Source organism: Blautia sp. AF19-10LB (assembly GCF_003461245.1).
In the GTDB taxonomy this organism is placed as follows: Bacteria; Bacillota; Clostridia; order Lachnospirales; family Lachnospiraceae; genus Blautia_A; species Blautia_A intestinihominis.
In genome coordinates, this window is sequence record NZ_QTWS01000002.1 from 50,543 (window position 1) to 74,259 (window position 23,717).

A 23,717-nucleotide genomic window follows, 5' to 3' on the forward strand; every position below is an offset into this window, starting at 1 on the left:
CTGAATCCAATTTCCATCTGTAAGTCCAGTCTGCTCAGGCATTGCTTTTCTTGCTTCGGAGGATCAATATGATAATTCCCGCCGCCCCGGTAAACAGACTGATAAACTGAGAAGTCGACAGCACGCCCACGCTTCCACGGATCAGATCCCCGCGGAAAAATTCCAGGATAAACCTTCCGATACTGTAAAAGATCAGATAGCACGCCGCCACCTGTCCGTCCTTCTTTTTACGGCTGGCAATAAACAAAAGCAGCGCAAAATGTGCAAAATCAAGCACGCTGGAATAAATCTCTGTCGGGATCAGCGGCACATTGTTTGGTGCAAACTCTGACTCATGAAAGGTGATCGCAAAGATACTGTCCGTTTCTTTTCCATAACAGCAGCCTGCAAGCAGACAGCCGATCCGTCCAAATCCCTGTGCCAGCGCAACAGACGGCATCACGAGGTCAAAATATTTCCAGAAATTGACTTTTTTATTCTTGCAGTAGATCCAGCCTGCGAGGATTCCTCCAAGAATCCCGCCATAGACTACAAATCCATCCGACAATGTGTCCAGAATAAATCCCGGATCTGCCATGATGGATTTCCATTCTGTGATCCAGTACAGAAGTTTCGCACAGAGCAGACCGCCCAGAAGCCCCCAGAGGGCAAGGGCGAATACATGGTCACTGCTGAGTCGGAGCTTTTTTGCCCGGAGTTCTGTCACTACCCAGGCTGCGATCACGCCAAGTGCGATCATTGCACCATATCCGTAGACCGTCAAAGGTCCGATCGTCAGGAGTTCATTTTTCATAAATCTATCGCTCCTTTCTCCATAGTTCCAGAAGTTTCCGGTTCGCCAGATCGTTCAGATGATCACCCTCACAGGCATCCGGATCACATTCTCCGCAAACATCCATTCCCAGAATGTCCTGTTTTTCCAAAAGGATCTTTACAAACTCGCACAATTCTTCCAGTGTCATCTCTCCCTGGCTCCAGGTCGTTGAGGCCTCCTCCGGACAGAGTACATCCTTATCAACCGAGAGATACGTCGGAAGTTCTGCTGTCAGCTCCTCAAAAAACGAAACTTTCTCCTCCAGCGTCATCTCTCCCAGCTTCTCCCTCGACAAAAAACGTACTTTTTCCCGAAGGACCGGTTCTGTCTGGTCAAAAGCCTCCTGATCCGGTCCGACCAGGAGCACTTCTTTAAGCAGTGGAAGTTCCTCAAGGGACGCCGCCACCCATCCTCCACAGGAAAGCAATCCTCCAAATGTCGGCGGCTGCATATCGGTATGGTTGTCAAAAACGACCAGTCTGAATGGTGTGTTCAGTTTCTCAAGCCAGATACGGCTCATATAGTGATAATTGCCGGAATCAATGAAATGGATCCCATCTGCATCAAATTCCTCCAGCTTTTGCCGCAAAGTCTCCATTGCATCTCCATCGCAGTAGCAGTTGCTTCCCGGAAGCTCCTGTACCTCCACCCAGGAAATATTTCTCTGTATTTCTCCGGTCTGCCAGAACTGCTGCTGTTTGTAGATTCCTGAAAAATTCATAATGATGATATCTTCTTTTTTTGTCATAGAGCTATCTTACCACGAAGAGAAATATCCCGCAACCTCTGCGTGACAGGAACCCTGCTGAACAGCTTTTCAGAACACAAAAGACCTGGAAAAGATTCCGAAAAATCCTCTCCAGGTCTCTCTCTTTACAAATTACTCAAGCTGAATAAATCTCAGGCTTTGTTAACAGAACCAAACAGTTCCATTTTTTCTTTAACAGTAGCCTTGATTGCTTCGAATCCAGGAGCAAGAAGTTTACGTGGGTCATATCCTTTGCCCTGCTCATCCTTGCCTTCTTCGATGTATTTACGTGTAGCTGCAGCAAATGCAAGCTGGCACTCTGTATTTACGTTGATCTTGGATACTCCAAGGTCGATAGCTTTCTTGATCATATCAGCCGGGATACCTGTACCACCGTGAAGTACGAGCGGCATATCTCCTGTCAGCTGCTGGATAGCGTCCAGAGTCTCAAAGCTCAGGCCTTTCCAGTTTGCCGGATATTTACCATGGATATTACCGATACCTGCTGCAAGGAAGTCGATACCAAGATCAGCGATCATCTTGCATTCCTTAGGATCTGCACATTCACCCATACCTACAACACCGTCTTCTTCACCGCCGATGGAACCAACTTCTGCTTCCAGGGACATTCCGTGATCTGCAACGATCTTAACCAGTTCTTTTGTTTTTGCTACGTTCTCTTCGATCGGATAATGGGAACCGTCAAACATGATAGATGTAAATCCGGCTTCAACACATTTCAGGCATCCTTCATAGCTGCCGTGATCAAGATGAAGTGCAACCGGAACAGTGATGTTCAGTTCTTCCAGCATTCCTTTCACCATACCAACAACTGTCTTGTAGCCTGTCATATACTTTCCTGCGCCTTCGGATACACCGAGGATAACCGGAGAGTTGAGTTCCTGTGCTGTAAGCAGGATTGCTTTTGTCCACTCAAGGTTGTTAATGTTGAACTGACCAACTGCATAGTGACCAGCTTTTGCTTTTTTCAACATTTCTGAAGCGTTTACTAACATGATAAATTCCTCCTAATCTTATCGGAAGTTGGTCTTACCACTTCCAATTTATATGTCTAGTTTAACAGATTCCATCCATTTCGTCCAGTCTATTTGGACAAATTCCTGAGTTAATCTGGTAAATTTCTGACAATCTCCGTAAACCGGTTCAGGAACCGGTGCTCCTGTGGTAGTCTCTGGTGAGGTTTTCGAGCATTTTGTCTACGTTTTCGGAGTCCGCCGGAATCTCCGGTTTCTTCCCGAATTCTGTAAGTTTTGCCTTGATTTCTTTAAGAATCTCCTTTTCGACGCCAAGTCTTCTTACCAGATTCTGGTACTCTTCCGGTGTTTTTGTAACGCCAAACGCCAGAAGATACGCGATCAGTGACTCTCTGCTTCTGCTGCCTTCATAGGCTTTCTGGAAACATTCGACCGCTTTTTCCATCTGGAAGAGATAACTGTAGGCACAGCCCAGATTGTGGCAGACACTTTCTGTAAATCCCTCTCTTACTGTCTCCAGGTCATCTTCCTTCAGAAGTTTCTGATAAACCTGGATCGCATGGACGTACATGCCGCTTTCAACCAGGGCATCACCTTTGCACTTTTCTCTCAGAAGTGGGGATTCCTCCGAAAGTTTCTGAATCTGCATGTTCAGATTTTTCATTTCCTCATAAGTGAGGTAATTGATCTCCTTGAATACCGGATACAGAAATTCCTCTATACTGAAATTCCGCACAAACAGAGTCCGAAGCTTCGCTGCCAGTTTCGGAAGATCCAGTTCTTCCTGAAACCATACGCACAGACGCTCATTCAGGATCGTCTCATCGACCAGGTACAGATTGTGATAAAAATAATAACAGAGTTCTTCCAGGGAATAAACATTCGTGCTGATATTCTCGATATAATACGGAATCTCTGCTTTTTTTGTCTGGCATAAAATATATCCGCTCATGTCATTCCCTCCTTACCATTTTGTGATCTCTGTCCATACTTTGCCGCTTGACGGGAACATTTCTCCAAATCCAAGATCTGTCACTGTGATCTCACACTCTTTCTGTGAAATATACTGAAGTTTCACATGCAGGCGGGTGGTCTTGTTCGGACGTTTCGGAAGACCCGGAAGGCGCATGCCGATCCGCCTCTTTTCGGTTTCACCCATTGCTGTGGCATTAAATACCAGTTCTTCCGTGCCATCCAGGATCAGCTCGCATTCTGCGCTGCATTCATACCAGTTGCGCCCTGCCTCGATCAGCGGATAGCTGGCCTGTGCCCCCATGACACGCATATCCATTCCGACATCTGTCATGACGAGAGAATTTCCCAGATAGCGGTAATCTTTAAGTTTATGCGTGATAAAGCGTTCTGCACCGGCCGCACAGGCACCCCTGGCAAAAAGATTGTTTCCGTAGAAAACCTTTCTTTTCTGATAGCAGAGAAGTTTTACGGATTTCTGTGCCCATTCCTGGTCAAAACCGCTGCCATCGATCTGAATACTTGAATATAATTCGCTTCCAAGAGTATTCTTGATAAAAGTATAAAAATCCGCGTCTCTCTGTTCATCATCTGTATCATTGAGATCTGTCTCCACCGCTTCTTCCAGCTTTACCAGAACCGGCTTCGCTCCGGAATTCATGACCAGCTTGCGGAAAGTTACATGATTTTTGTCAAAATTGTACCAGCCCACGCTCCGGTTCCAGGTTTCTGCTTTCTGTGCCATGATATAATAATAGAAGCTTTCTTCATGATCCATAATGATGAAACTGCTTCGTGGAATCTCCAGCAGTTCTCCTGCCTTCTGAAGGTTTTCGACCTGTATGTCGTCCAGCGATTCCATGGTGACTGTAAGACAGCGGATGTTTCTGTTAATATCTGCCACACCCGTCAGTTTCAGCATACCTTCCAGAAAATATGCCAGAATCTCCCATGGCTGTTTTTCTTCTCCTGCTACCTGAACGGTCTTGCGGCTTCTGGAGATCCCGCAAAGATCTTCTACCAGAAAACCGCCCTTTTCTCTTGCAAAATATTCTGCTTCAATGCCGATGCAGTAATCCTTCTGTTCGACTCTCCTGCACAGACAGGTCGGCACTTCATACTGGCTGCTGCCTACTTTTACCGGAAGGGAACGCGGCTCTTCTGCTTTTCGGTCATAGTAGCAAAGCTGAGAATATTCATTTCTCAGATCGATCCCGATAATTAAATCTCTTGTTTCGTTCATTTTGCATTTTCCCTATCTATTGTAAACATCTCTTTTACATATTGTTCCTGGCGGAGATAACTCTTGAGTTCCTCTTTGACTTCTTTCTTCTTGTCCAGTCTTCTGTCAGAAAGCATCTGGTTGAGAAGCTGGTACTTGCTTCCGGAAGTTCCCTCGATCTTTTTCATGTTGAGTACACGCTCTGCCGTTGTTCTGGTACTGCGCTCTCTGTCGATCTGGAAATAATAATGAAGATTTTCACCATAAAACAGAGTAAAGGTTCTTCCGAAAATTCCCTCATAGATTTCTCTTAAAGGTTCGCATTTGTATTCCAGTTCTGTTCCAAGTCCCGTATCCAGCGCATAAAACAGGGTGACTCTAGCTCCCGGATGTGCATGGCATTCTACGAATGTCTTGTCATCCAGCTGATATGGGCTCAAAAGTTCCGGAGAAAGCCTGCGGAAAAATCCAAATACAAGATTCCGCTTCGCACATTCTTCCAGAATCTTCTGCTCCATTCCGATGTATTCCGGCTTCGGATTTTTTTCTCTGGAAATTTCCTGCAGAAGTGCCAGACGGCATATCAGGTTCAGCGGCCAGTTATTTGCATATGCGTATTCCAGTCTGCTCCGTACAAACGGGCTCATGGTATATTCTTTCACAAAAACGCCATAGGATACCTGCGTCAGATAAGCTCCGATCAGATTTTCCTTTCCGGACTGGTTCACATAGGATTCCAGCACAGCTTCGCCTTCCTTGCGGTAATCTGACGTAAAGATCAGAAACTCCAGAATTCTTTCTTCCAGATCATAAGTGTCCATCTCAAATCCACGCGCACTTTTCCAGATAGAGATCAGCTCTCCGACCGGTCCAAAGCGGTACAGCATCAGATAGTGAAGAATAACTTCATCGTATTTGCCTTCGCGGTATACTTCTGACGCGAGTGCCAGAAGCTCATCGTCCTCTGCCATGTCACTCTTGAGGATCATCCTGCTGGTAAGTTTGAGCAGACTGCTGAGCTCGATGCCTTCATAGCCATATTCCTCTACAAGGCTCATCGCCTGGCGGAACATTCTTCGGGAGATCAGCACTTCCAGAAGGACTTTACGGTCTGCCTCCATATATCTGCGGTAATCCAGTTTGTACAAATAACGGTCCATATCCTCTCCGTCCACATGTGCCGCATAAAAATCCAGGATCTGCTTCCTGAGAGAATTTCTGTATTCCTCTGTGCATGCTTCTGTCTCTGCGAGTTTCTGGAAATATTCAAGATTATCTGCGTTCAGTTCATGTCTCTCGCAGTAGTGCAGGAGCGCACCGGTATCTTCCGCTCCACGTTTCAGGATTCCATCGAGTGCATCGCATTCATCCAGAAGTTTTTTGAGATTGTAGTGTACCGTAGATGCATAACAACGCTGTTTTTCATCACGGAACAGAAGAACTGCATCTTCCGTATAAATTCTCGGATAGGCAACGCCCTTCACACAGGGGTAGATCTCCTGCTCTGCCAGCTGACTGTGGCAGACGATCACCTCGCGCACCTTTGGATCATCGCAGTAAAGACGGCTGGTAAACAGTTTTTCTGCGATTTTTTCCGCATCTTCTCTACCCATTGGTTCCAGAAGGAATTCCTGATACAGAACTGCATAATTCTCATCGATCTGGCCATCCTCCACCTTGCGTTTTGCAAAACGTTTCATGGTGTCTTTGTAGCTTTCGTAGGTCTGAGGGTCTCTGTCCTTATAAGTGATCACGCTGGCATAGACATACGCCTTGCGTGCATCTCCCAGAGAATTGTCATTATAGGCAAAATACATCAGAAGCTGCTTTGGAAGCTGTCTCCGATAGGAAATGTCCATTGTTTCCATATAATATTCGTAAAGTCTTGTGATGCGCAGGCCTCTCTGAACAGCAAGAGAAAACCAGCGGAAATACTGCGGTTTGCGCGGATCTCCCTTCATCACATATTTGCAGATCGCTTCCAGTACATCATCGGACGGAAATCTGTCATATCCTGCGGCCAGCGCCTTATAAAGACAGCCGTAGAATTTTTTCTCATAGCCGGACAGGTATGCCAGGCGCATCACCAGTTCCTCGGTAAGGAAGCCTCTCCTGCCGGCATAGTGGAATACCTGCATCCAGAACGGAGAAAGTCTGTGCAGGTTGGAAATATCCCTGCTGATCCAGTTCCATGCTTCCAGGTAAAGAATCGGGCTGGTACATCCCTTCTCATACAGTTCCTCCATCATAAAAAGTGCCATGGAAGGAGAATTCTGATAAGTCGGATCCATCTGCAGAAGAATCCAGAGAAGCTGGAAACTGTCAGACTTCTGCCGGAAAAAGTTCTGAATCTTCTGGAGCGCCTGCCCCTTGTCTCTGTAAAGCCCTACCAGGGTACACAGATACAGATAGGTTCCTGCTTCCTCCAGTTCATCCCTTGTAAATTCCTTGCTCTGGCAGTTTTTGAGAATTTCCTTTGCAAGACTCTGGTTGTCCTCAAGATAAGCAAGATATGCCTCAAACAGACGGTACTCCGGATATTCATTTCCGGATTCATGAAGTCTTTCCAGAATTCTGTGAGATTTCTCCGCCCAGGTCTTGAAGTCGGTTTTTTCTTCGCAGTAATCAATATAGGCATGAACCAGTCCTGCCTTGCGGCGTTTCTCTTCTGTATTCAGATCAATGCGGATACGCGCACCCCTGGATGCTGTCACATGATAAACAAGCTCCTGATACGGGCTTTTTACGATGATCTCTCCGAACTGATTTCCTTTTTTGAGTTTTTCTGCGTGTATTACATAATTGATGCGGCAGCTGCTTCCGATGAATTCATCCTGAGTGATCACATGACGCTCAGGCTCCAGGAAATCTACGGTCGATTCGATCTCCAGACGGAGATATCCCCACCCTGTCTTGTGAATATCAAAAGATTCCTGTATGGATTCTCTGAGTCCGAAAAAGTCTGCTGCTGTTGTTTTGAGAGAAACAGAGACCGGATCTTTTTCTCCGAGACCGATCAGAAATTCCTCCAGGTTCTGATAGTTGGAGGATGTCGCAGAAAGGCCTGCATACAGTGCCTTCTGTTTCTTGTCTGCCTTTGCCATGACTGCTGCAAAAGACGGTTTCTTAAACAGATGATAGGCTGTTTTGAAATCCTCTGCAGCGGTCTTTTTGAATGTTTCGATGTCCTTTATTTCTTCGAGAAAGTTCTGTTCTTCGTTCTGTCTGGCTTCAATAGAGAATGGAATCTTGTATTCTCCTATGCTTGAAGTAACACAAAGCCAGCCTGTACATACCTCGCCCGGCTGCATTCCTGTCCCGTCGGCACCATACGGAAGGCAGACGGTCGTTCCCGAAAAGCGGCTGCTTCCCGGAACAAGTCTGCGGTTGGAAGAAGTTATGTATCCCTTTATCTTGTCATTGTCCTCTGTTCCAAGATAAAGCTCTCCCCGTGCTGTCTTTCCTGCCTCCAGGGTGATGGACAGCTTATCCTTTGAAAAAAGAAGCCGGGGCTGATCGTACTTGAATTTTCCACTGAGTAATTGTTCAATCTGTTTTTTCAATATGGTTCACCTTGATTTATCCCTAAAAATTGTATTTTTGGCTCACATATTCAATATTATACACTACATCTGTTTGATACGCAAGAAAAGACAGCCCGTTATCTTTACGATAACGACTGTCTTTTTCTGTGTTCTGAATATGATGCTGTTACTGAAGAACCTGCGCAACAGCCTTTTTCCATCCCTGATACTTTTGATCTCGTTCTGCGGCATCCATCTTCGGTGAAAATCTGGTACGGCTCATCTGACTGAAAACTTCTTCACGGTCATAGATTCCCACTGCAATACCGGCCGCATAAGCAGCTCCGATACCGGACAGTTCTTCCGCGGACGGAACCTGTACGGACACCTCTGCGATATCGCTCTGGAACTGCATCAGATATTTGTTTCTGGTCGGGCCGCCATCTACGCGGAGTTCTCCGATCGCAATGCCGGATTCCTCGCTCATGGCTTTTACTACGTCGGTAATCTGGTATGCGATGCAGTCCAGACCGGCGCGGACGATCTCAGCTCTTTTTGTCGTTCTGGTCATTCCTGTGAGAATTCCCTCTGCCTCGCTGTCCCAGTAAGGTGCTCCAAGTCCGGTAAACGCCGGAACCAGATATGCATGGTCTTTTGGATTCGCCTCAAACGCCAGTGCTTCTGTCTCACCCGGAGAGGCAATCAGCTTCAGATCATCCTTAAGCCAGGTGATCACAGCTCCTGTATAATTGATATTTCCTTCCAGAACATAGTTTACTTCTCCGTCCAGTTTCCACGCAAGAGAAGTTACCACGCGGTTACTGTAGACCGGTTTCTTACCGATGTTCATCATAATGGAGGAACCTGTTCCATAAGTGGTCTTAATCATTCCTGTCTCAATACAGCCCTGTCCGAACAGTGCTCCATGGGAATCTCCAAGAACGCCGCGGATCGGGATCTGTGCATCAAGATAGCCGCCAAAATCTGTTGTGCCGTATTCGCCATCGGAATCCGTCACTTCTGCGAGGCAGGATACCGGGATTCCAAACAGTCCGCAGACTTCCGAATCCCAGGCAAGCTCTCCGATATGGAACATCTGGGTACGGGAAGCATTGGAATAATCGGTGCGGAATTCTCTTCCGCCAGTCAGCTTATAGACAAGCCAGCTGTCGATCGTTCCACAGCAGAGTTCGCCTCTGTCTGCTTTTTCCTGTGCTCCCGGCACATTCTGGAGAACCCAGGCGATCTTTGCCGCTGAAAAATATGGAGATAACTGGAGCCCTGTATGCGAGCGAACCAGTTCTTCTGCATTTTCATGCTCTGCTGCAATCTTTTTGCAGATCTCGCTTCCTCTTGCACACTGCCACACAACAGCATTGTATACCGGCTTTCCGGTTTTTTTGTCCCATACAAGAGCGGTTTCTCTCTGATTGCTGATTCCAAGTACAGAGATCTCTTTTTTGTCGATTCCTGCTTTTTCAATGAGATTTTTTACAACCTGGAGGGTATTCGCATAAATCTCCTCCGGATCATGCTCAACCCATCCACGTTCATCGATATATTGTTTATGTGGAAGATCAGCTCTGCAGAGAAGGGCTCCTTTTTCATCAAAAAGGAGTCCCTTTGTTCCCTGTGTACTCTGATCGATCCCAAGTACATATTTATTCATATCATTTCACCAGTTCCGCTGCTTTTTTTGCAATGCCTTCTGCATTTAATCCATAATAATCAAACACTTCTCTGGATGTTCCTGTGATGACCGGTGCATCCGGGAGAGACATATTGACTACCTTACGCGGACACTCGCTTCCTACTACCTGGCTTACCATGGAGCCAAGTCCGCCGAACGGTGCATGTTCCTCTACAGTAAGAACTGCTTTTGCATTGGAAGCAGCCTTTACGATCGCTGCTGTATCAAGCGGCTTGATACAGTACATATCTACTACAGCTGCACTGATTCCCTGCTCTTTCAAAAGCTCTGCTGCTGCCTTTGCAGGTCCTACCATCTCGCCGCAGGCAATGATCGCAACATCGCTTCCTTCACAGATCACTGTTGCCTTATCCATCTCAAATGGTACATTTCCTTCTTCGTAAACAGGGTCTACTGCGTTACGTCCAACACGTATATAAGCTGGCTTTTCATCCTTGAGAAGTGCTTTTGTCAGTTCTTTTGTCTGAAGATGATCACTTGGGATATAAACTCTCATATTCGGAATTGCAGACATTGCTGCGATATCCTGTGCGGAATGATGGCTCATTCCCAGTGCACCGTAGCTTACACCGCCGCTGATTCCGATGAGTTTTACGTTGGTATTGGAGTAGGCAACATCTACCTTTGCCTGTTCATAGCTTCTTGTAGAAAGGAAGCAGGCCGGTGATACTGCATAGGATTTTTTGCCGCATTTTGCAAGTCCGGCAGAGATACTTACAAGGTTCTGCTCTGCAATACCTGTCTCTACAAACTGATCCGGATAAGTTTCTGCAAAAGGGGTAAAGGATCCGCTTCCTCTGGAATCGCTGCACAGTGCAACGATATCTTTATCGGTTTTTGCTGCTTCCATCAGCACTTCACAAATCATCTGTTTATTGGCAATTTTACTCATTGAGAGCAGCCTCCTTTCTTGCTTCCAGGTCTTTCATGATCTGATCATATTCTTCTGCATTCGGTACATGATGATGCCATGCTGCCTTGTCTTCCATGACAGAAGATCCACATCCCTTGATGGTGTTTGCGATCAGTACGGTTGGTTTTCCTTTGACTGTTTTTGCTTCCTCAAACGCTGCATTTAACTGGTCGATATTGTTGCCGTCTTTTACATCGATCACGTTCCATCCGAAGCTTCTGAATCTTTCGTGAAGATCATCCTGATGCATAACGTCCTCTGTATTTCCGGAGATCTGAAGACGGTTTCTGTCGACTACTGCACAGAGATTGTCGAGTTTGTACTGGCTGGCTGCCATTGCACCTTCCCAGACAGAACCTTCTGCCAGCTCGCCATCACCCATAACGGTGTATACACGATAGGTGAGACCATTCATTTTTCCTGCAAGTGCCATACCAACACTTACCGGAAGTCCATGTCCCAGAGAACCGGAGTTCATTTCGATTCCCGGAAGCTTATTGTTCGGATGTCCGATAAATTTGGAACCGAATTTACTGAAGGTATCAATTACTTCCTGTATCGGGAAGAAGCCTTTCTTTGCAAGCACTGCATACAAAGCTTCCACAGAATGTCCTTTACTCATAACAAAACGGTCATGATTCGGATCATCCATATTGTCCGGTGTTACATTCATCTGATTAAAGTACAGTGCTACCAGAGTATCCATAACACTCATATCACCACCGATGTGTCCGGCTTTTCCGGCACAGATCATATCAATTACATCTTTTCGTAAATCATAGGATAACGCTGTCAGATTTTCCATATTCATCTCATTCTCCTCTTAAATAAGCTTTTACATCTTCTTCGATCGGGTCGTAGAGATCCGGTTTTATGCCGATATATTTACATGCCTCATACAGTACCGGAACAACATCCTTGTGGATTCCCACACAGTGATGGATGTAAGGTCCTTCTACGATCTTGGCTTCCAGTCGTTTGATATTTTCTACTTCTACCCAGAGGTAAGTTCCCATTCCCTTTGGTCCGTCCACGCCTTTGGCATTTCCAAGAAGGAGGGAATATTCTCCATTGTCTCCGTCGAAACGTGCCAGAGTAACCTCTCCATGTTTTGCCTCAGCTGTGATCGCACCCGGATGACTGAATGCCAGCGGATAGGTGATCTTTGGTGTTTCTCTTGCCACGGAGATCGGCCATGGTCCGCAGTGCTGCAGAAGCTCACCATTTTCGATATCCGGATGGCGGATGGTCCAGTCTGCAAAGAAGCTTCTGGTATCTCCCATCCCTGCTGCCTCTACCATCAGTGCGGTGATTGCACCGTGAATGTCAGTTTCGCAGACAACCGGGATTCCTTCTTCGTTCAGAAGTGAATTCGCTGCGCACGGCATGATTCCAAGTTCACACTGCAGCTGGTTCCAGCACTGGATTGCTCCTGCCTGACATCCGTATTTTGTGATCAGGTTCTTCATTGCTACCTTGAGGGCTGCCACGTTTTCAAGTTCATTGTCTTTGATGTCAATGATCATGTTCTGGCGGCAGTATTCCATTACTTTGGCAACTTCCGTTCCTTCTTCTTTTGCTTTCTTTACTTCATCAGTAAGTTCCGGCATCGGGATCGGAGTAAGCTGGATATTGAATTTCTCCAGAAGTTCTCCTTCGTTGCACATGGTGGTCCAGAATTCATATGGTCTTGTGGAAATCTGAAGGATTCTGATGTTTTTGAATTTCTTTACTACGTTGCAGACTGCCATGAAGTCTCTCAGGCCACGTTCAAAAACAGGATCGTTCAGACGACAGTTTGTCATGTAAGTAAACGGTACCCGGAATCTTCTGAGTACTTTACCTGTTGCAAAAAGTCCACACTGAGTATCTCTTAAACGAACACCGTTTTCATCCGGACGCTCATCCAGCGGCCCCCAGAGAAGAACCGGAACTCCCAGTTCCTTTGCAAGTCTTGCACATTCAAATTCAGTACCAAAGTTGCAGTGCGGAAGAAACAGACCGTCAATTTTTTCTCTTTTGAACTTCTCTGCGATCTTGTACATTCCTTCATCATCATAGAGAAGTCCTTCCTCGTTGATGTCTGTGATATCTACAAAATCGATTCCAAGCTCTCTCAGTCTGTCTGCAGTCAGTCCACGATACTTTACTGCATCTGGTGCACTGAAAATACTTCTTCTTGTCGGTGCATATCCAAGTTTAATATGGTCCATGGTATTTCCCCCTTAATGTGTTTTTGCGTTTCTCTTTCTGTAAACATTATTATAAACTGTTCATATTATTTTTCAATAAAATATTATATTTTTTTACTCAAAACGGGAAGTTATACAATTTTTATTTCCTGTTTTTGGATGTTTTTCACAGTTATTCTGCTGTTTTCAGTATTTTATCCTTAAATATGTTATAAACGTTTATATAAACATTTATAAAAATTCGCATAAAAAAAGAACCAGAATGTATATTTTTATTTACACATCCTGATTCTGCTGCTCCACGATCATCTGCTGATCATTTGATATTTTTTACGGTATTTCTATATATTATTTTCGGACACACCTGTATTTTGGTAACTGTGCTGGTACCGATCCCATCGATCAGTTCTACCAGACGGCGAACCGCCATCTTACCCATTTCACGCTTCTCTACACGCAGGGTCGTCAGCGGAGGAGAAGAGATTTCACTGAATGTAAGATCATCAAATCCAACAATGGAAATATCCTCCGGGATCCGATAACCCATCTCCTGCAGAGCTTTCATCGCACCAAGCGCGATAATATCATTATCCGCAAAAAACGCGGTCGGAAGCTTGGGTTTTTTCTTAAGATATTCAAGCATATCCTGGCAGGCAGTACTCATATAAGTACCTACTGTTACCGTGTATTCCTCTTTATACGGAACCTTATATTTCTTAAGTGCTGTCTGAAAGCCGATAAATCGTGACCGGAATGCCTTGATCCTGTAATTTCCCCTCAGATATCCAACTTCCCTGTGTCCGTTATCCAGAAGATGCTCTGTAATCGCTCTCGCAGCATCCGCATTATTGATCAGGACAGAGTTAAAATCCATGCTCTCCGTCCAGTGATCCAGTAGAAGGACCGGGCACGAGGCATTCCTGTATAGACTCAGATCACCATCCATCATCTCTGTTCCAAGCAGGATAATTCCAACCCCCTGTTCTTCCAGAAGATCTCGCACCTGCTTCTGATAATTTGGATTTCTCTGGTCAACGTGAGAAATAACCATCTCGTACCCCAGACGATGGCATTCTTCCTCAATCCCCTCTATCATCTGCTGAAAAAACGGAGTCTCCTCCAAAATCTGTCCATTCTTCTTAAAAATCACAAGCCGGATTTTGGTCACAGCATTTGCACTGAGATATCCCGTCTCTCTTGCCACACGAAAAATCTCCTCCGCAGTCTCTCTGTTGACACCTTTTTTATGATTCAGTGCATTTGAAATTGTTGCCGGAGAAAATCCGGTCATTTTACTTAGATCCCGAATACTTACCTTCATATATCGCGTTACCACTCCTGTCTGTCCAAAGTTTTACTGCCGATTTCCGTACAGCACTTATGCAGGCAGAAGCGCCTTACAGTCTGCTGTCCAGAACTTCCCGTTTCATCGGTATGGATGCTGTCGCACCAGGCCGGGAAACTGCGATCGCAGATGCTTTCGCCGCCATTTCAAGTCCTTCCTTAACCGGCATTCCATCTATGATAGAAGAAATAAAATATCCAGTAAATGTATCACCTGCTGCCGTCGTATCTACTGCCTTCACCTTAAAGATTCCCTGATGATAAATCCCAGTTTCATCCTGATACACAGAGCCATCGCCTCCAAGTGTCAGAACAATCTTTGCAGACGGATATTTCTCTTTGACCGCTGCAAGGATCCTCTCCGGTTCCCTCTCTCCTGTAATCTGATATCCTTCTATCTCATTTACAAGAAACAGGCTTACCTTTGACATATCACAGTTTTTCAGTTTATCATCGTATGGGGATGGATTCAGAATGATCATCATTCCCTTTTCATATGCACGATCGATAATATAATCCAACTCATTTATCTCGTTCTGAAGCAGGATAATATCGCCCTTATCAAAAGCGCTCAGGACTTCATCCACAAATTCGCGGGTAATGCTACGGTTTGCTCCGCCATACAGAAGAATGCAGTTCTGCCCATCCTTATCCACCTGAATCACCGTATGGCCGCATGGCCCTGCTATTTTGCGGATAAATTCTGTATTCACGCCATTTTCCCTGCATGTTTCCAGAAGCATCTCTCCGTCATCCCCGATCATTCCGGCATGATAAACCGGAATTCCTGCCTTCGCAAGAGCAATCGACTGATTCAGGCCCTTGCCTCCGCAGAAAGTCTGACGATTTCTGGAAGCCTGTGTTTCCCCCGGAATCAGGATACTTTCTACCTGATATACATAATCAAGGTTCAATGAACCAAAATTCAATACTTTCATATCTGTACTCCTTATTTCTTATGCCGGAAAAGCAACTCCCGCTCTCAGAATAATATTTGGATATGGTGTGAATTCACCTGTACGCACGGCAAACTTCACATTTCGAGACATTTCCTTTAATTCCGTGTGAGGAACCATATTCCACTCTGCATTCGGAAGCTTTTCTCTGATATAAGCAAGAAGTTCCGGATTTTTCTCTTCAATCTCGTTAGCTATAGTATACTGCTCAATTTCTGCTTCGTCAAGAATCGCGTCCATCACCTGGCGAAATGTCGGCACACCGCCGCACAGTGCAAGATCAACAATCTCCACGCCTTTGGGGATTGGCATTCCGCCGTCCCCGATCATAAAGGTATCCTTATGTCCCAGTCCTGCGATCAGACCCGCAAGCTGTGCATTGATAATTCCTCTTTTTTTCATAAAAATCACCCTGTTTTCAGATATTATTTGTTTTCGTTACGTGCCTGAAGTGCCATCTTAGCCTGAAGATTTCTCTGGAACTGGTCAATGATAACTGCGATAATGATTACAAGACCACGGATGATCTTCTGCCAGAACTCTGTAACACCGCACATAGTCATACCATCATTGATAACACCGATTACAAACGCACCGACAATGGTTCCTCCGATGCTTCCGACACCACCTGCCATGGAGGTTCCCCCAAGAACAGAAGCTGCGATCGCATTCATTTCCCAGGATTCACCTGTTTTTGGTGTTGCAGAAACAAGCTGGGATGTCGCGATAATACCAACGATCGCTGAGCAGAGGCCTGAGAATGCATATACCCAGATTTTTACGCGGTCAACCTTGATACCGGAAAGCTTAGATGCCCTTTCATTACCACCGATCGCCTGTACGTGCCAGCCAAACGGAGTTTTCTTAAGAATCAGCCCGGCAATCACTGCCACGATAATCAGGATAATAACGCCTGTCGGAATCATAGTTCCTGCAAAGTTACGTCCAAACACTTCAAACCCTGTATTTCCAAGTCCTTCATATCCTGCAAGGTCAGAGAATGTAGCACCATTGGAACGGATATTTGCAAGACCACGACAGATGTACATAGAACCGAGGGTTGCAATAAATGGTGCTACATTAAATTTGGTGATCACAACACCGTTGAGAGCTCCAATAAATGCTCCCAGAAGAACTGTGATCAGAACTACCAGTGGAATACTGAAATAAATAGTCACACCTGCAAACTCCAGAGTCAGACCTTCCTGGATCAGACCACCGGCAATCATTCCTGCAAGACCTGCCACAGAACCAACAGAAAGGTCGATTCCACCGGTAATGATAACATAAGTCATACCAATTGCCAGGATCCCATAGAGAGCAACGTGTTTTGCTACCGTCAGAAGAGATCCTACTGTAAGGAAGTTATTTGCTGTAATGCTGAAGAAAATCATCAGGATGATCAGAACAATGAAGGTTCTGCCCTTCAGCAATGTCATTGCCAAAGCGTTGTTTGATTTTTTATTATCTGCTGCCATATCAAAAATTCTCCTTTTCACTATTTCTGTGCATGATGTCCTTTATAGGATGCCAGTACAAGAGTATCCTCCTGAATCTCATCACCGCTGAACTCACCTGTCTTCAGTCCATTTGACAGAACCAGAACGCGGTCTGCAATGGATACGATCTCCTGAAGTTCCGAGGAGACAACAATGATAGACAATCCTCTCTCTGCATACTGATTAATAATATCAAATACTTCTGTTTTTGCTCCGATATCAATACCACGGCTCGGCTCATCCATCAGAAGGATCTTAGGCTCTGTAAGAATGCCTTTTCCGATAACAACCTTCTGCTGATTACCGCCTGACAGTGACAGGATCGGCAGATGTTTATCCGCTACTTTGATATGGATATCCTTGATCTGTTCGTCTACTTTCTGTCCTTCTTTTGTCTTATCAAGGAAAATTCCAGCCTTCTTATAACGCTTCATCGCAGAAAGGGAACAGTTTTTCTCGATGTCCATCGTCTGCACAAGTCCCTGTGCCTGTCTGTCCTCCGGAATCAGTGCAAATCCCTTGTCAATCTGTCCGGAAATAGACTTGATATCCAGCTTCTCTCCCTCCAGGAACACTTCTCCGGTATGTTCCGGATGCATTCCCATCAGGCACTCAAAAATTTCACTTCGGCCCGCACCCATCAGACCATAGATTCCAAGGATTTCACCTTTGTGAAGATCAAAATTCACATGATCCACCAGATATCCGCCGCCGGCTTTTGGAAGGCAGAGATCCTTTACTTCCAGAACCTTTTCTGTCTTTGACCAGTCTATCTTGGATTCTCTCTTCGGATAAGATTTCGCGCCACCCGTCATTTCATGAACGATCCAGGGCACATCAATATCTTTTACTTCTGCATCAGAAACATATTTTCCATCTCGAAGAATTGTAATATGGTCTCCGATCTGCATAATCTCCTCCAGACGATGAGAGATATATACAATAGAAATACCCTGAGCTGTCAGCTCTCTCATAATCTTAAAAAGGACCTGTACCTCCTGCTGGCTCAGAGAAGACGTCGGCTCATCCATAATAAGAACCTTAAGATCATCTGCAACCAGGTTTCTGGCAATCTCGATCATCTGCTGCTGGCCTACACGAAGTTCTCCTACCTGTGTATTCGGATCTATTTCATGCTCCAGTCTTTTGAGAATTTTTTGGGTTGCCTCAACATGTGATTTATTATCGAGTTTAATCTTTCCAACTGTTTTTTCTCTCGCCATGAAGATGTTCTGATAAACATTCAGGTTCGGAAAAAGACTCAGTTCCTGATGAATAATACCAATTCCATGTTTTCTTGCTTCCGTCGTATCCTTAAAAGAAACTTCCTGATCACCAATATACATTTTTCCCTCACTGGGATGCTCGATCCCGGCGATCATTTTCATCAATGTGGATTTACCTGCACCATTCTCACCGATCAGAACGTTTACCTTTCCCCTGAGCAGGTCAAAAGAAACGTCATCCAGGGCTTTTGTTCCAGGATAAATTTTGCTGATATGGTCCGCATGCAGAAACACATGCTCCGGACATGTATAACCCATAACCGTCCCTCCTATTTTGCTTCCAGTTCAACCGGAGTGATCAATATTTTTTCATTGTCATTTGCCGTGAAACAGCCTGTGAATGAAATGGTTTTGCCATCCAATGATGCCGGATCTGCTTTCTGTACCACTTCTTCATCAATCAATTTATTGATACTCTGAGAAACAGCTGCCCAATCCTGCTGGTTGGTGTAATCGCCAAACTTGATCACATCCAGCGAATCACGGATAGAAGATCCCTTATAAACAGAACCGATCTGGATAGAAATTTCTTCCGGTCCATCATAGCCATCCAGTTTAACATTCATATATCCTGCTTTCTTTTCCTGATTTACTTCTGTAACTGTGCCGGTTCCCTTTACAACATAATTAATCTCACCGCTGGTTCCCATAGAATATTTTCCATATTTATCAACCAGAGATTTTACATCTCCATTTGCTTCTGTAAGAAATTCTGCAAGATCCACTGCTTTTCCTTCAAGATCCGGGAGAGCTTTTGATTCCCAGATTCCTGCCACATCGTCACCTGCATTAAACTCTGTCTTTCCTGTATATTCCGCTTCCTGACCAATCTTTATTACTTTCACGCATCCAGTCATGGCTGTAGACATCATAACTGCTGCCAGTCCCACTGCTAACACTCGTTTTCTCATAACCGCGCTCCTTTAAACATTCCTTTACTGAAAGACAGGAAAGCAAGCCTCGCTTTCCTGTCCCCTTTTTACTAAATCAGACTTTTCATTCCAGCGGATTATTCTGCTGCTTCTTCTGTTGTTTCCTCTGTTGTCTCTTCTGGTGTCTCTGCATCAGCTGTGTCTGCTCCGTCCTCTGTATATACGAAGGTTTTCAGATTTGCGACATTGTCTTTTGTGATCGCAACACAGTCAACAAGCTGTTTCTCATCAAGTCCAGTGCTTCCATCTTTCAGGTAAGTATCTGCCTGCTCAACTGCCATCTGTGCCATCAGAGCAAACTGCTGAAGCGCTGTACCGGTTGCCTTGCCATCTCTGATCAGAGCAGCTGCTTCATCAGAGCCATCCACACCGATGATCGGAATGCTCAAGCCAGCTGCCTCACATGCTGCCGCTGCACCTTCCAGCATGGTGTCGTTGCCGCAGATGATTCCATCAAGATCCGGGTTTGCCTGAAGGATTGCTTCTGTCTTATCGAAGGCTTCTGTCTTCTCCCAGTTTGCTGTCTGCTGTGCTACCATTTCGAGATCCGGGTACTGATCGATCACTTCATGGAATGCTGAGGAACGAACACCTGCGTTTGTATCAGATTCTTTTCCAAGAAGCTCTGCATATTTTCCTTCTTCTCCCATAGCCTCAACCCATACTTCTGCGATTGCTTTTGCACCCTGATAGTTGTTAGCTACGATCTGAGAGATTGCTGCACCATCTTCATTGATCTCACGGTCGATCAGGAATGTCGGGATTCCTGCATCTTTTGCTTTCTTTACCGCTTCGATGGTTGCATCTGCACCAGCATTGTCACAGATGATTGCTGCTGCTTTATCAGCAATTGCACTGTCAAATAATTCTGTCTGCTTTGTCGGGTCGTCATCGTGTGATGCAGCTTTTACTTCATAGCCGAGATCTTCTGCTGTCTTTGTTGCGATGTCTGCTTCTGTTTTGAATGCCGGGTTGGAAACGGATGGTGTGATAACATAAATAATATTGGAGCCGCCGCCTGGAAGCGCCTCTTCACTCTCTGCAGCCATAACGCTTACACTTCCCATTGCAGAAACTGCCATTGCTGCTCCTAATAATGCCACCAGTAATCTTTTTTTCATTTTAAAACCCTCCTGTTTTTTAATTGTTCTGACAGACACATTCGCTTCTGTCGTTGGGATTCTGTGTCCCTGTTGATGTTTTATATTTTAAACGATAATGTAAATATTTCAATAGTATTTTTATATTTTCTTTAGTAAAGTTCTCTTTTTCGTCAAAATTAACGAGTTATTTTCTAGTTTTTTGTATATTATGCATATAGTTTTTGACGTTCAAATTGAATTTCAGCATCTTTTTTGTTGTTTTGTATATAAACGTTTATGTAAACATTCATAATATTTTTACAGGACATTTTTCTTTTTACCCTGCCTTCAAATCTTCTATATTATTTTTTTGGAAAAGCACGCAGAACCTGTCTCAGACATAAACTATAAGGAACACCCCTTTCGAGGTGGATATTTGAAGACTTTTTCGAAACCTTTGACTTCCGCTCAGGAAAAAATATATCTTCACCGCTGTCAGGAGGGGGATCTGGATGCAAAAAACATTCTTATCGAACGAAATCTCCGCCTGGTCGCCCACATTGCAAAAAAATATCAGAACTCCGGGGAAGACCTCGAAGACCTGATCTCTATAGGAACGATCGGACTTATCAAAGCGATCTCTACTTTTGACCACACACGCTGCGCAAGGCTTTCTACCTATGCCGCACGCTGTATTGATAACGAACTTCTGATGATGTTTCGCTCTAAGAAAAAACATTCCAGGGAGATTTCCCTGTACGAACCGATCGGGACGGATAAAGAAGGGAATGAGATCAGCCTGCTGGATATTATCGAAAGCCCGCCGGTAGATATCGTGGAGGAATATTCTACGCAGGAGGATATCCGGTTTCTGATCTCTATTCTGAAAGATGCGCTTTCTGAGAAGGAATATCAGGTTATTTGTTTAAGATATGGGTTGTTTGGGATTAAGGAGCAGACGCAGAGGGAGATTGCCACACAGCTCGGGATCAGCCGGTCGTATGTGTCTAGAATTGAGAAGAATGCGTTGGAGAAGCTAAAGAAATTGTTCAACTACAGATAATAACACAAAGCTCATTCACAGCCGCTCAGATAAACGAAGCACAAAACAACATTCATAACAGATTTCCACATCGGAAAATATGCTAACTTCCAGTTCCGATGCATCGACGCATAATTCAGAACATAGAATAAGCCCACAGCATTTGCCATGGGCTTACTCTACAGTTTGAAAGCTTCAAAATCTCCTATGCTTCAGATCTTCTCAAGAGATCATATTTCTCAATTTCAACTCCAAGATCCACCGCGAGTTTCTGTTGCGGATGCGGTGCGCTCTCGACGGAATTTCCATCTTCATCATAGATCGCCTTCACCGTAGCTTCGATATTTCTGCCATCTGGTTTCATGATCTCGATGGTCTCACCTACAGTAAATTTATTTCTCTGGGTGATATGTGCGAAGCCGTTTTCATCAACTTCCTCTGCATATCCAAGATAAGTATATTCCTTAACATAGGTATTATTATCATAGATCTGCGTATTCTCATCTGGCTTGCCGTAGAAGAATCCTGTCGTAAACTGACGGTAGGTGCAGTTTGAGATCTGCTCCTGATACCAGGACATGTTTGCCTTGTATTTCTCCGGTGATTCCAGATAATCGTCAATCGCCTTGCGGTAGGTTCTTGCAACAGTCGCTACGTAGAGGGCTGTTTTCATACGTCCCTCGATCTTGAGGCTGTCGATACCGCTGTTCAGGACATCATCCATGTGTTCTACCATGCACAGATCCTTGGAGTTAAAGATGTAGGTTCCTCTCTCGTTCTCAAAGACTGGCATGTACTCGCCTGGGCGTTTCTCCTCAACGATGGAATATTTCCATCGGCATGGATGTGTACAGGCTCCCTGGTTGGCATCTCTTCCTACCAGATAGTTGCTGAGCAGGCAGCGTCCGGAATAGGAAATGCACATGGCACCGTGAACAAAAGTTTCAATCTCCATGTCATCCGGGATATTTGCACGGATCTCCTGGATCTCCTTGAGGGAAAGCTCACGCGCTGTTACAACACGCTTCGCTCCAAGGCGGTACCAGAATCTGTAGGTTTCATAGTTTGTATTGTTTGCCTGTGTACTGATATGGCACTCGATCTCCGGGCAGATCTCACGCGCATAGGTAAAGATTCCCGGGTCTGCGATGATAAGTGCATCCGGTTTTAATTCCTTGAGTTCCTGAAGATATTCTCTGACTCCCGGAAGGTCTCCATTGTGTGCAAGAATATTCACTGTGACATAAACTTTCACTCCATGCTCATGGGCAAAAGCGATCCCCTCTGCCATATCTTCATGGGAAAAGTTCTTGGCTTTGGCGCGGAGACCGAAGGCTTCACCGCCGATATATACTGCATCTGCGCCGAAGATGACTGCGATCTTGAGGACCTCAAGGCTGCTCGCCGGCACCAGTAATTCAATTTTTCTCATAATTTCCTCTTTCCTGTTTTACACTAAGTGAAATCCCGTCCCCCAGCGGCACGATGCTGGTAAGAAGCTGTGGATGGTGTTTCAGTTCATAGAGATATTCCCGCATCCTTTTGTAGATCGTGCGGTTTCTACGCTCTACCAGATAATGGGATTCGATCAGTTCGCCCTCCTGAAGCACGTTATCCGACAGAAGGATCCCTCCCGGTGCAAGCAGACGTACCACATCTGGAAGCCAGCGAATATACTGTCCCTTGGCTGCGTCCATAAAAATCAGGTCATATCGTCCCAAAAGCGTCGGAAGGATCTCACCTGCATCTCCTGTCAGAAAAGTGATCCTGTGTTCCTTTCCGGCTTTGCGGAAATTTTCTCTTGCGATGGGAATTCTCTTTTCATAGTTTTCTATCGTTGTGATATGCATATCCGGCTGTCCGTACTCACACATAAGAAGTGTGGAGAAGCCAACGGCTGTCCCCACCTCCAAAACCTGCATCGGCCGTTTGACCGCAAGCAGTACCTTCATGAAACTCTGCATTTCTTTACGTATGATCGGAACTTCATTCTCCAGGGCAAAACGTTCCAGTTCTTCAAGAAATGGTGTATTGCCCATATCGAGAGAATTGATATATGCACGCATTCTCTCCTCTACGATCACGAAGTAACTCCCTCCTGCTCTGCATCCCCTGCCAGGATTCCCATGATCCTGTTCGGTGTATAGGCAGTGCTGAGAAGGTAGGTTCCCGGTCTCATCTTGCCACTGTAGTTAGACAGTTTCTCCTGGACCACAAACACCAGCGCATTATCGATCAGGCCCTTGCTCTTGAGAGTCTTCGCAATGTCATAACTGGTCGCATCTTCCTTGATGACAACCGTTACTTCCTGCCCTTCTCCTGGGCTCATCGCATGCTGGTTAAAAATGTCATAGCCGAACTGATATGTGACCTTACCGATCCAGATGATCAGAACTGCCACGCAGACATACAGTGCGATCTTAAAAAATCCTCCTGCCACTGCTACGCCGGCCGCCCCCATCCGGTCTCTCGTGTCTCCCATATT

At 45.3% G+C, this 23,717-nt stretch carries 21 protein-coding genes; 1 reads left to right on the forward strand and 20 read right to left on the reverse strand.

Annotated features, from left to right (window positions below):
- Positions 1-34 precede the first annotated feature (34 nt).
- From DWX28_RS02085 to DWX28_RS02165, 17 genes are all read right to left on the reverse strand, one after another.
- Positions 35-793 (reverse strand): prolipoprotein diacylglyceryl transferase, encoded by a 759-nt coding sequence (locus DWX28_RS02085; RefSeq protein WP_118251530.1) that lies wholly within the window; start codon positions 791-793, stop codon positions 35-37.
- Positions 794-797: 4 nt separating this feature from the next.
- Positions 798-1,562 carry an arginase family protein gene (locus DWX28_RS02090; RefSeq protein ID WP_118251532.1) on the reverse strand — a complete coding sequence of 255 codons (765 nt, stop codon included), beginning with the start codon at positions 1,560-1,562 and terminating at the stop codon, positions 798-800.
- A gap of 152 nt (positions 1,563-1,714) precedes the next feature.
- On the reverse strand, positions 1,715-2,578 hold the full coding sequence (gene fba / locus DWX28_RS02095; RefSeq protein WP_022213508.1) for a class II fructose-1,6-bisphosphate aldolase: 864 nt from the start codon (positions 2,576-2,578) through the stop codon (positions 1,715-1,717).
- Positions 2,579-2,726: 148 nt separating this feature from the next.
- Positions 2,727-3,509 (reverse strand): tetratricopeptide repeat protein, encoded by a 783-nt coding sequence (locus tag DWX28_RS02100; protein ID WP_118251536.1) that lies wholly within the window; start codon positions 3,507-3,509, stop codon positions 2,727-2,729.
- A gap of 12 nt (positions 3,510-3,521) precedes the next feature.
- A complete protein-coding gene (locus DWX28_RS02105; RefSeq protein WP_022213510.1) occupies positions 3,522-4,772 on the reverse strand; it encodes a DUF5716 family protein in 1,251 nt (416 codons plus the stop codon).
- A complete protein-coding gene (locus DWX28_RS19775) occupies positions 4,769-8,314 on the reverse strand; it encodes a DUF5717 family protein (RefSeq protein WP_227221920.1) in 3,546 nt (1,181 codons plus the stop codon). Before DWX28_RS19775 ends, DWX28_RS02105 begins: the two co-directional genes overlap by 4 nt.
- 148 nt (positions 8,315-8,462) lie before the next feature.
- Positions 8,463-9,944, reverse strand: coding sequence for a glycerol kinase GlpK (glpK, locus tag DWX28_RS02115; RefSeq protein ID WP_118251538.1), 1,482 nt, complete (start codon positions 9,942-9,944; stop codon positions 8,463-8,465).
- Between the two features lies 1 nt (position 9,945).
- Complete coding sequence (locus DWX28_RS02120) at positions 9,946-10,878, reverse strand: transketolase family protein (RefSeq protein ID WP_022213513.1); 933 nt, start codon at positions 10,876-10,878, stop codon at positions 9,946-9,948.
- On the reverse strand, positions 10,871-11,704 hold the full coding sequence (locus DWX28_RS02125) for a transketolase (protein WP_118251735.1): 834 nt from the start codon (positions 11,702-11,704) through the stop codon (positions 10,871-10,873). Before DWX28_RS02125 ends, DWX28_RS02120 begins: the two co-directional genes overlap by 8 nt.
- A gap of 7 nt (positions 11,705-11,711) precedes the next feature.
- Positions 11,712-13,112 (reverse strand): L-fucose/L-arabinose isomerase family protein, encoded by a 1,401-nt coding sequence (locus DWX28_RS02130; protein ID WP_022213515.1) that lies wholly within the window; start codon positions 13,110-13,112, stop codon positions 11,712-11,714.
- 295 nt (positions 13,113-13,407) lie between these two features.
- Complete coding sequence (locus DWX28_RS02135; protein WP_022213516.1) at positions 13,408-14,412, reverse strand: substrate-binding domain-containing protein; 1,005 nt, start codon at positions 14,410-14,412, stop codon at positions 13,408-13,410.
- 76 nt (positions 14,413-14,488) lie between these two features.
- Positions 14,489-15,373 (reverse strand): ribokinase, encoded by an 885-nt coding sequence (locus tag DWX28_RS02140; protein ID WP_022213517.1) that lies wholly within the window; start codon positions 15,371-15,373, stop codon positions 14,489-14,491.
- An 18-nt stretch (positions 15,374-15,391) separates the two neighbouring features.
- A complete protein-coding gene (gene rbsD / locus DWX28_RS02145) occupies positions 15,392-15,793 on the reverse strand; it encodes a D-ribose pyranase (RefSeq protein ID WP_022213518.1) in 402 nt (133 codons plus the stop codon).
- Between the two features lie 23 nt (positions 15,794-15,816).
- Positions 15,817-16,869 carry an ABC transporter permease gene (locus tag DWX28_RS02150; protein ID WP_118251540.1) on the reverse strand — a complete coding sequence of 351 codons (1,053 nt, stop codon included), beginning with the start codon at positions 16,867-16,869 and terminating at the stop codon, positions 15,817-15,819.
- 20 nt (positions 16,870-16,889) lie between these two features.
- Entirely contained in the window at positions 16,890-18,434 is a 1,545-nt protein-coding gene (locus DWX28_RS02155; protein ID WP_118251542.1) for a sugar ABC transporter ATP-binding protein, read from the reverse strand.
- Positions 18,435-18,445: 11 nt separating this feature from the next.
- Positions 18,446-19,087, reverse strand: coding sequence for a DUF2291 domain-containing protein (locus DWX28_RS02160; RefSeq protein ID WP_118251544.1), 642 nt, complete (start codon positions 19,085-19,087; stop codon positions 18,446-18,448).
- A gap of 98 nt (positions 19,088-19,185) precedes the next feature.
- Positions 19,186-20,229, reverse strand: a complete 1,044-nt coding sequence (locus tag DWX28_RS02165; protein WP_118251545.1) for a D-ribose ABC transporter substrate-binding protein — start codon at positions 20,227-20,229, stop codon at positions 19,186-19,188.
- A gap of 397 nt (positions 20,230-20,626) precedes the next feature.
- Here DWX28_RS02165 and sigK point away from each other — a divergent pair, with 397 nt between their 5' ends.
- Positions 20,627-21,253: an RNA polymerase sporulation sigma factor SigK gene (gene sigK / locus DWX28_RS02170; RefSeq protein ID WP_118251547.1), complete on the forward strand. Its 627-nt coding sequence runs from the start codon at positions 20,627-20,629 to the stop codon at positions 21,251-21,253.
- A gap of 184 nt (positions 21,254-21,437) precedes the next feature.
- On the opposite strand, the gene DWX28_RS02175 is transcribed toward sigK, so the two are convergent.
- From DWX28_RS02175 to DWX28_RS02185, 3 genes are read right to left on the reverse strand one after another with little or no spacing between them, the layout of a single operon-like run.
- Positions 21,438-22,664: a peptidase U32 family protein gene (locus DWX28_RS02175; RefSeq protein ID WP_118251550.1), complete on the reverse strand. Its 1,227-nt coding sequence runs from the start codon at positions 22,662-22,664 to the stop codon at positions 21,438-21,440.
- Positions 22,651-23,316 (reverse strand): O-methyltransferase, encoded by a 666-nt coding sequence (locus DWX28_RS02180; protein WP_118251552.1) that lies wholly within the window; start codon positions 23,314-23,316, stop codon positions 22,651-22,653. The genes DWX28_RS02175 and DWX28_RS02180 overlap by 14 nt, the downstream gene beginning before the upstream one ends.
- Positions 23,313-23,714, reverse strand: a complete 402-nt coding sequence (locus DWX28_RS02185; protein WP_022213526.1) for an endolytic transglycosylase MltG — start codon at positions 23,712-23,714, stop codon at positions 23,313-23,315. Before DWX28_RS02185 ends, DWX28_RS02180 begins: the two co-directional genes overlap by 4 nt.
- Between the last annotated feature and the right edge of the window lie 3 nt (positions 23,715-23,717).

Coding starts and splice junctions, on each gene's coding strand:
- DWX28_RS02085 (WP_118251530.1), bottom strand. CDS start 793: ATGAAAAATGAACTCCTGACGATCGGACCTTTGACGGTCTACGGATAT.
- DWX28_RS02090 (WP_118251532.1), bottom strand. CDS start 1,562: ATGACAAAAAAAGAAGATATCATCATTATGAATTTTTCAGGAATCTAC.
- fba (WP_022213508.1), bottom strand. CDS start 2,578: ATGTTAGTAAACGCTTCAGAAATGTTGAAAAAAGCAAAAGCTGGTCAC.
- DWX28_RS02100 (WP_118251536.1), bottom strand. CDS start 3,509: ATGAGCGGATATATTTTATGCCAGACAAAAAAAGCAGAGATTCCGTAT.
- DWX28_RS02105 (WP_022213510.1), bottom strand. CDS start 4,772: ATGAACGAAACAAGAGATTTAATTATCGGGATCGATCTGAGAAATGAA.
- glpK (WP_118251538.1), bottom strand. CDS start 9,944: ATGAATAAATATGTACTTGGGATCGATCAGAGTACACAGGGAACAAAG.
- DWX28_RS02120 (WP_022213513.1), bottom strand. CDS start 10,878: ATGAGTAAAATTGCCAATAAACAGATGATTTGTGAAGTGCTGATGGAA.
- DWX28_RS02125 (WP_118251735.1), bottom strand. CDS start 11,704: ATGGAAAATCTGACAGCGTTATCCTATGATTTACGAAAAGATGTAATT.
- DWX28_RS02130 (WP_022213515.1), bottom strand. CDS start 13,112: ATGGACCATATTAAACTTGGATATGCACCGACAAGAAGAAGTATTTTC.
- DWX28_RS02135 (WP_022213516.1), bottom strand. CDS start 14,412: ATGAAGGTAAGTATTCGGGATCTAAGTAAAATGACCGGATTTTCTCCG.
- DWX28_RS02140 (WP_022213517.1), bottom strand. CDS start 15,373: ATGAAAGTATTGAATTTTGGTTCATTGAACCTTGATTATGTATATCAG.
- rbsD (WP_022213518.1), bottom strand. CDS start 15,793: ATGAAAAAAAGAGGAATTATCAATGCACAGCTTGCGGGTCTGATCGCA.
- DWX28_RS02150 (WP_118251540.1), bottom strand. CDS start 16,869: ATGGCAGCAGATAATAAAAAATCAAACAACGCTTTGGCAATGACATTG.
- DWX28_RS02155 (WP_118251542.1), bottom strand. CDS start 18,434: ATGGGTTATACATGTCCGGAGCATGTGTTTCTGCATGCGGACCATATC.
- DWX28_RS02160 (WP_118251544.1), bottom strand. CDS start 19,087: ATGAGAAAACGAGTGTTAGCAGTGGGACTGGCAGCAGTTATGATGTCT.
- DWX28_RS02165 (WP_118251545.1), bottom strand. CDS start 20,229: ATGAAAAAAAGATTACTGGTGGCATTATTAGGAGCAGCAATGGCAGTT.
- DWX28_RS02175 (WP_118251550.1), bottom strand. CDS start 22,664: ATGAGAAAAATTGAATTACTGGTGCCGGCGAGCAGCCTTGAGGTCCTC.
- DWX28_RS02185 (WP_022213526.1), bottom strand. CDS start 23,714: ATGGGAGACACGAGAGACCGGATGGGGGCGGCCGGCGTAGCAGTGGCA.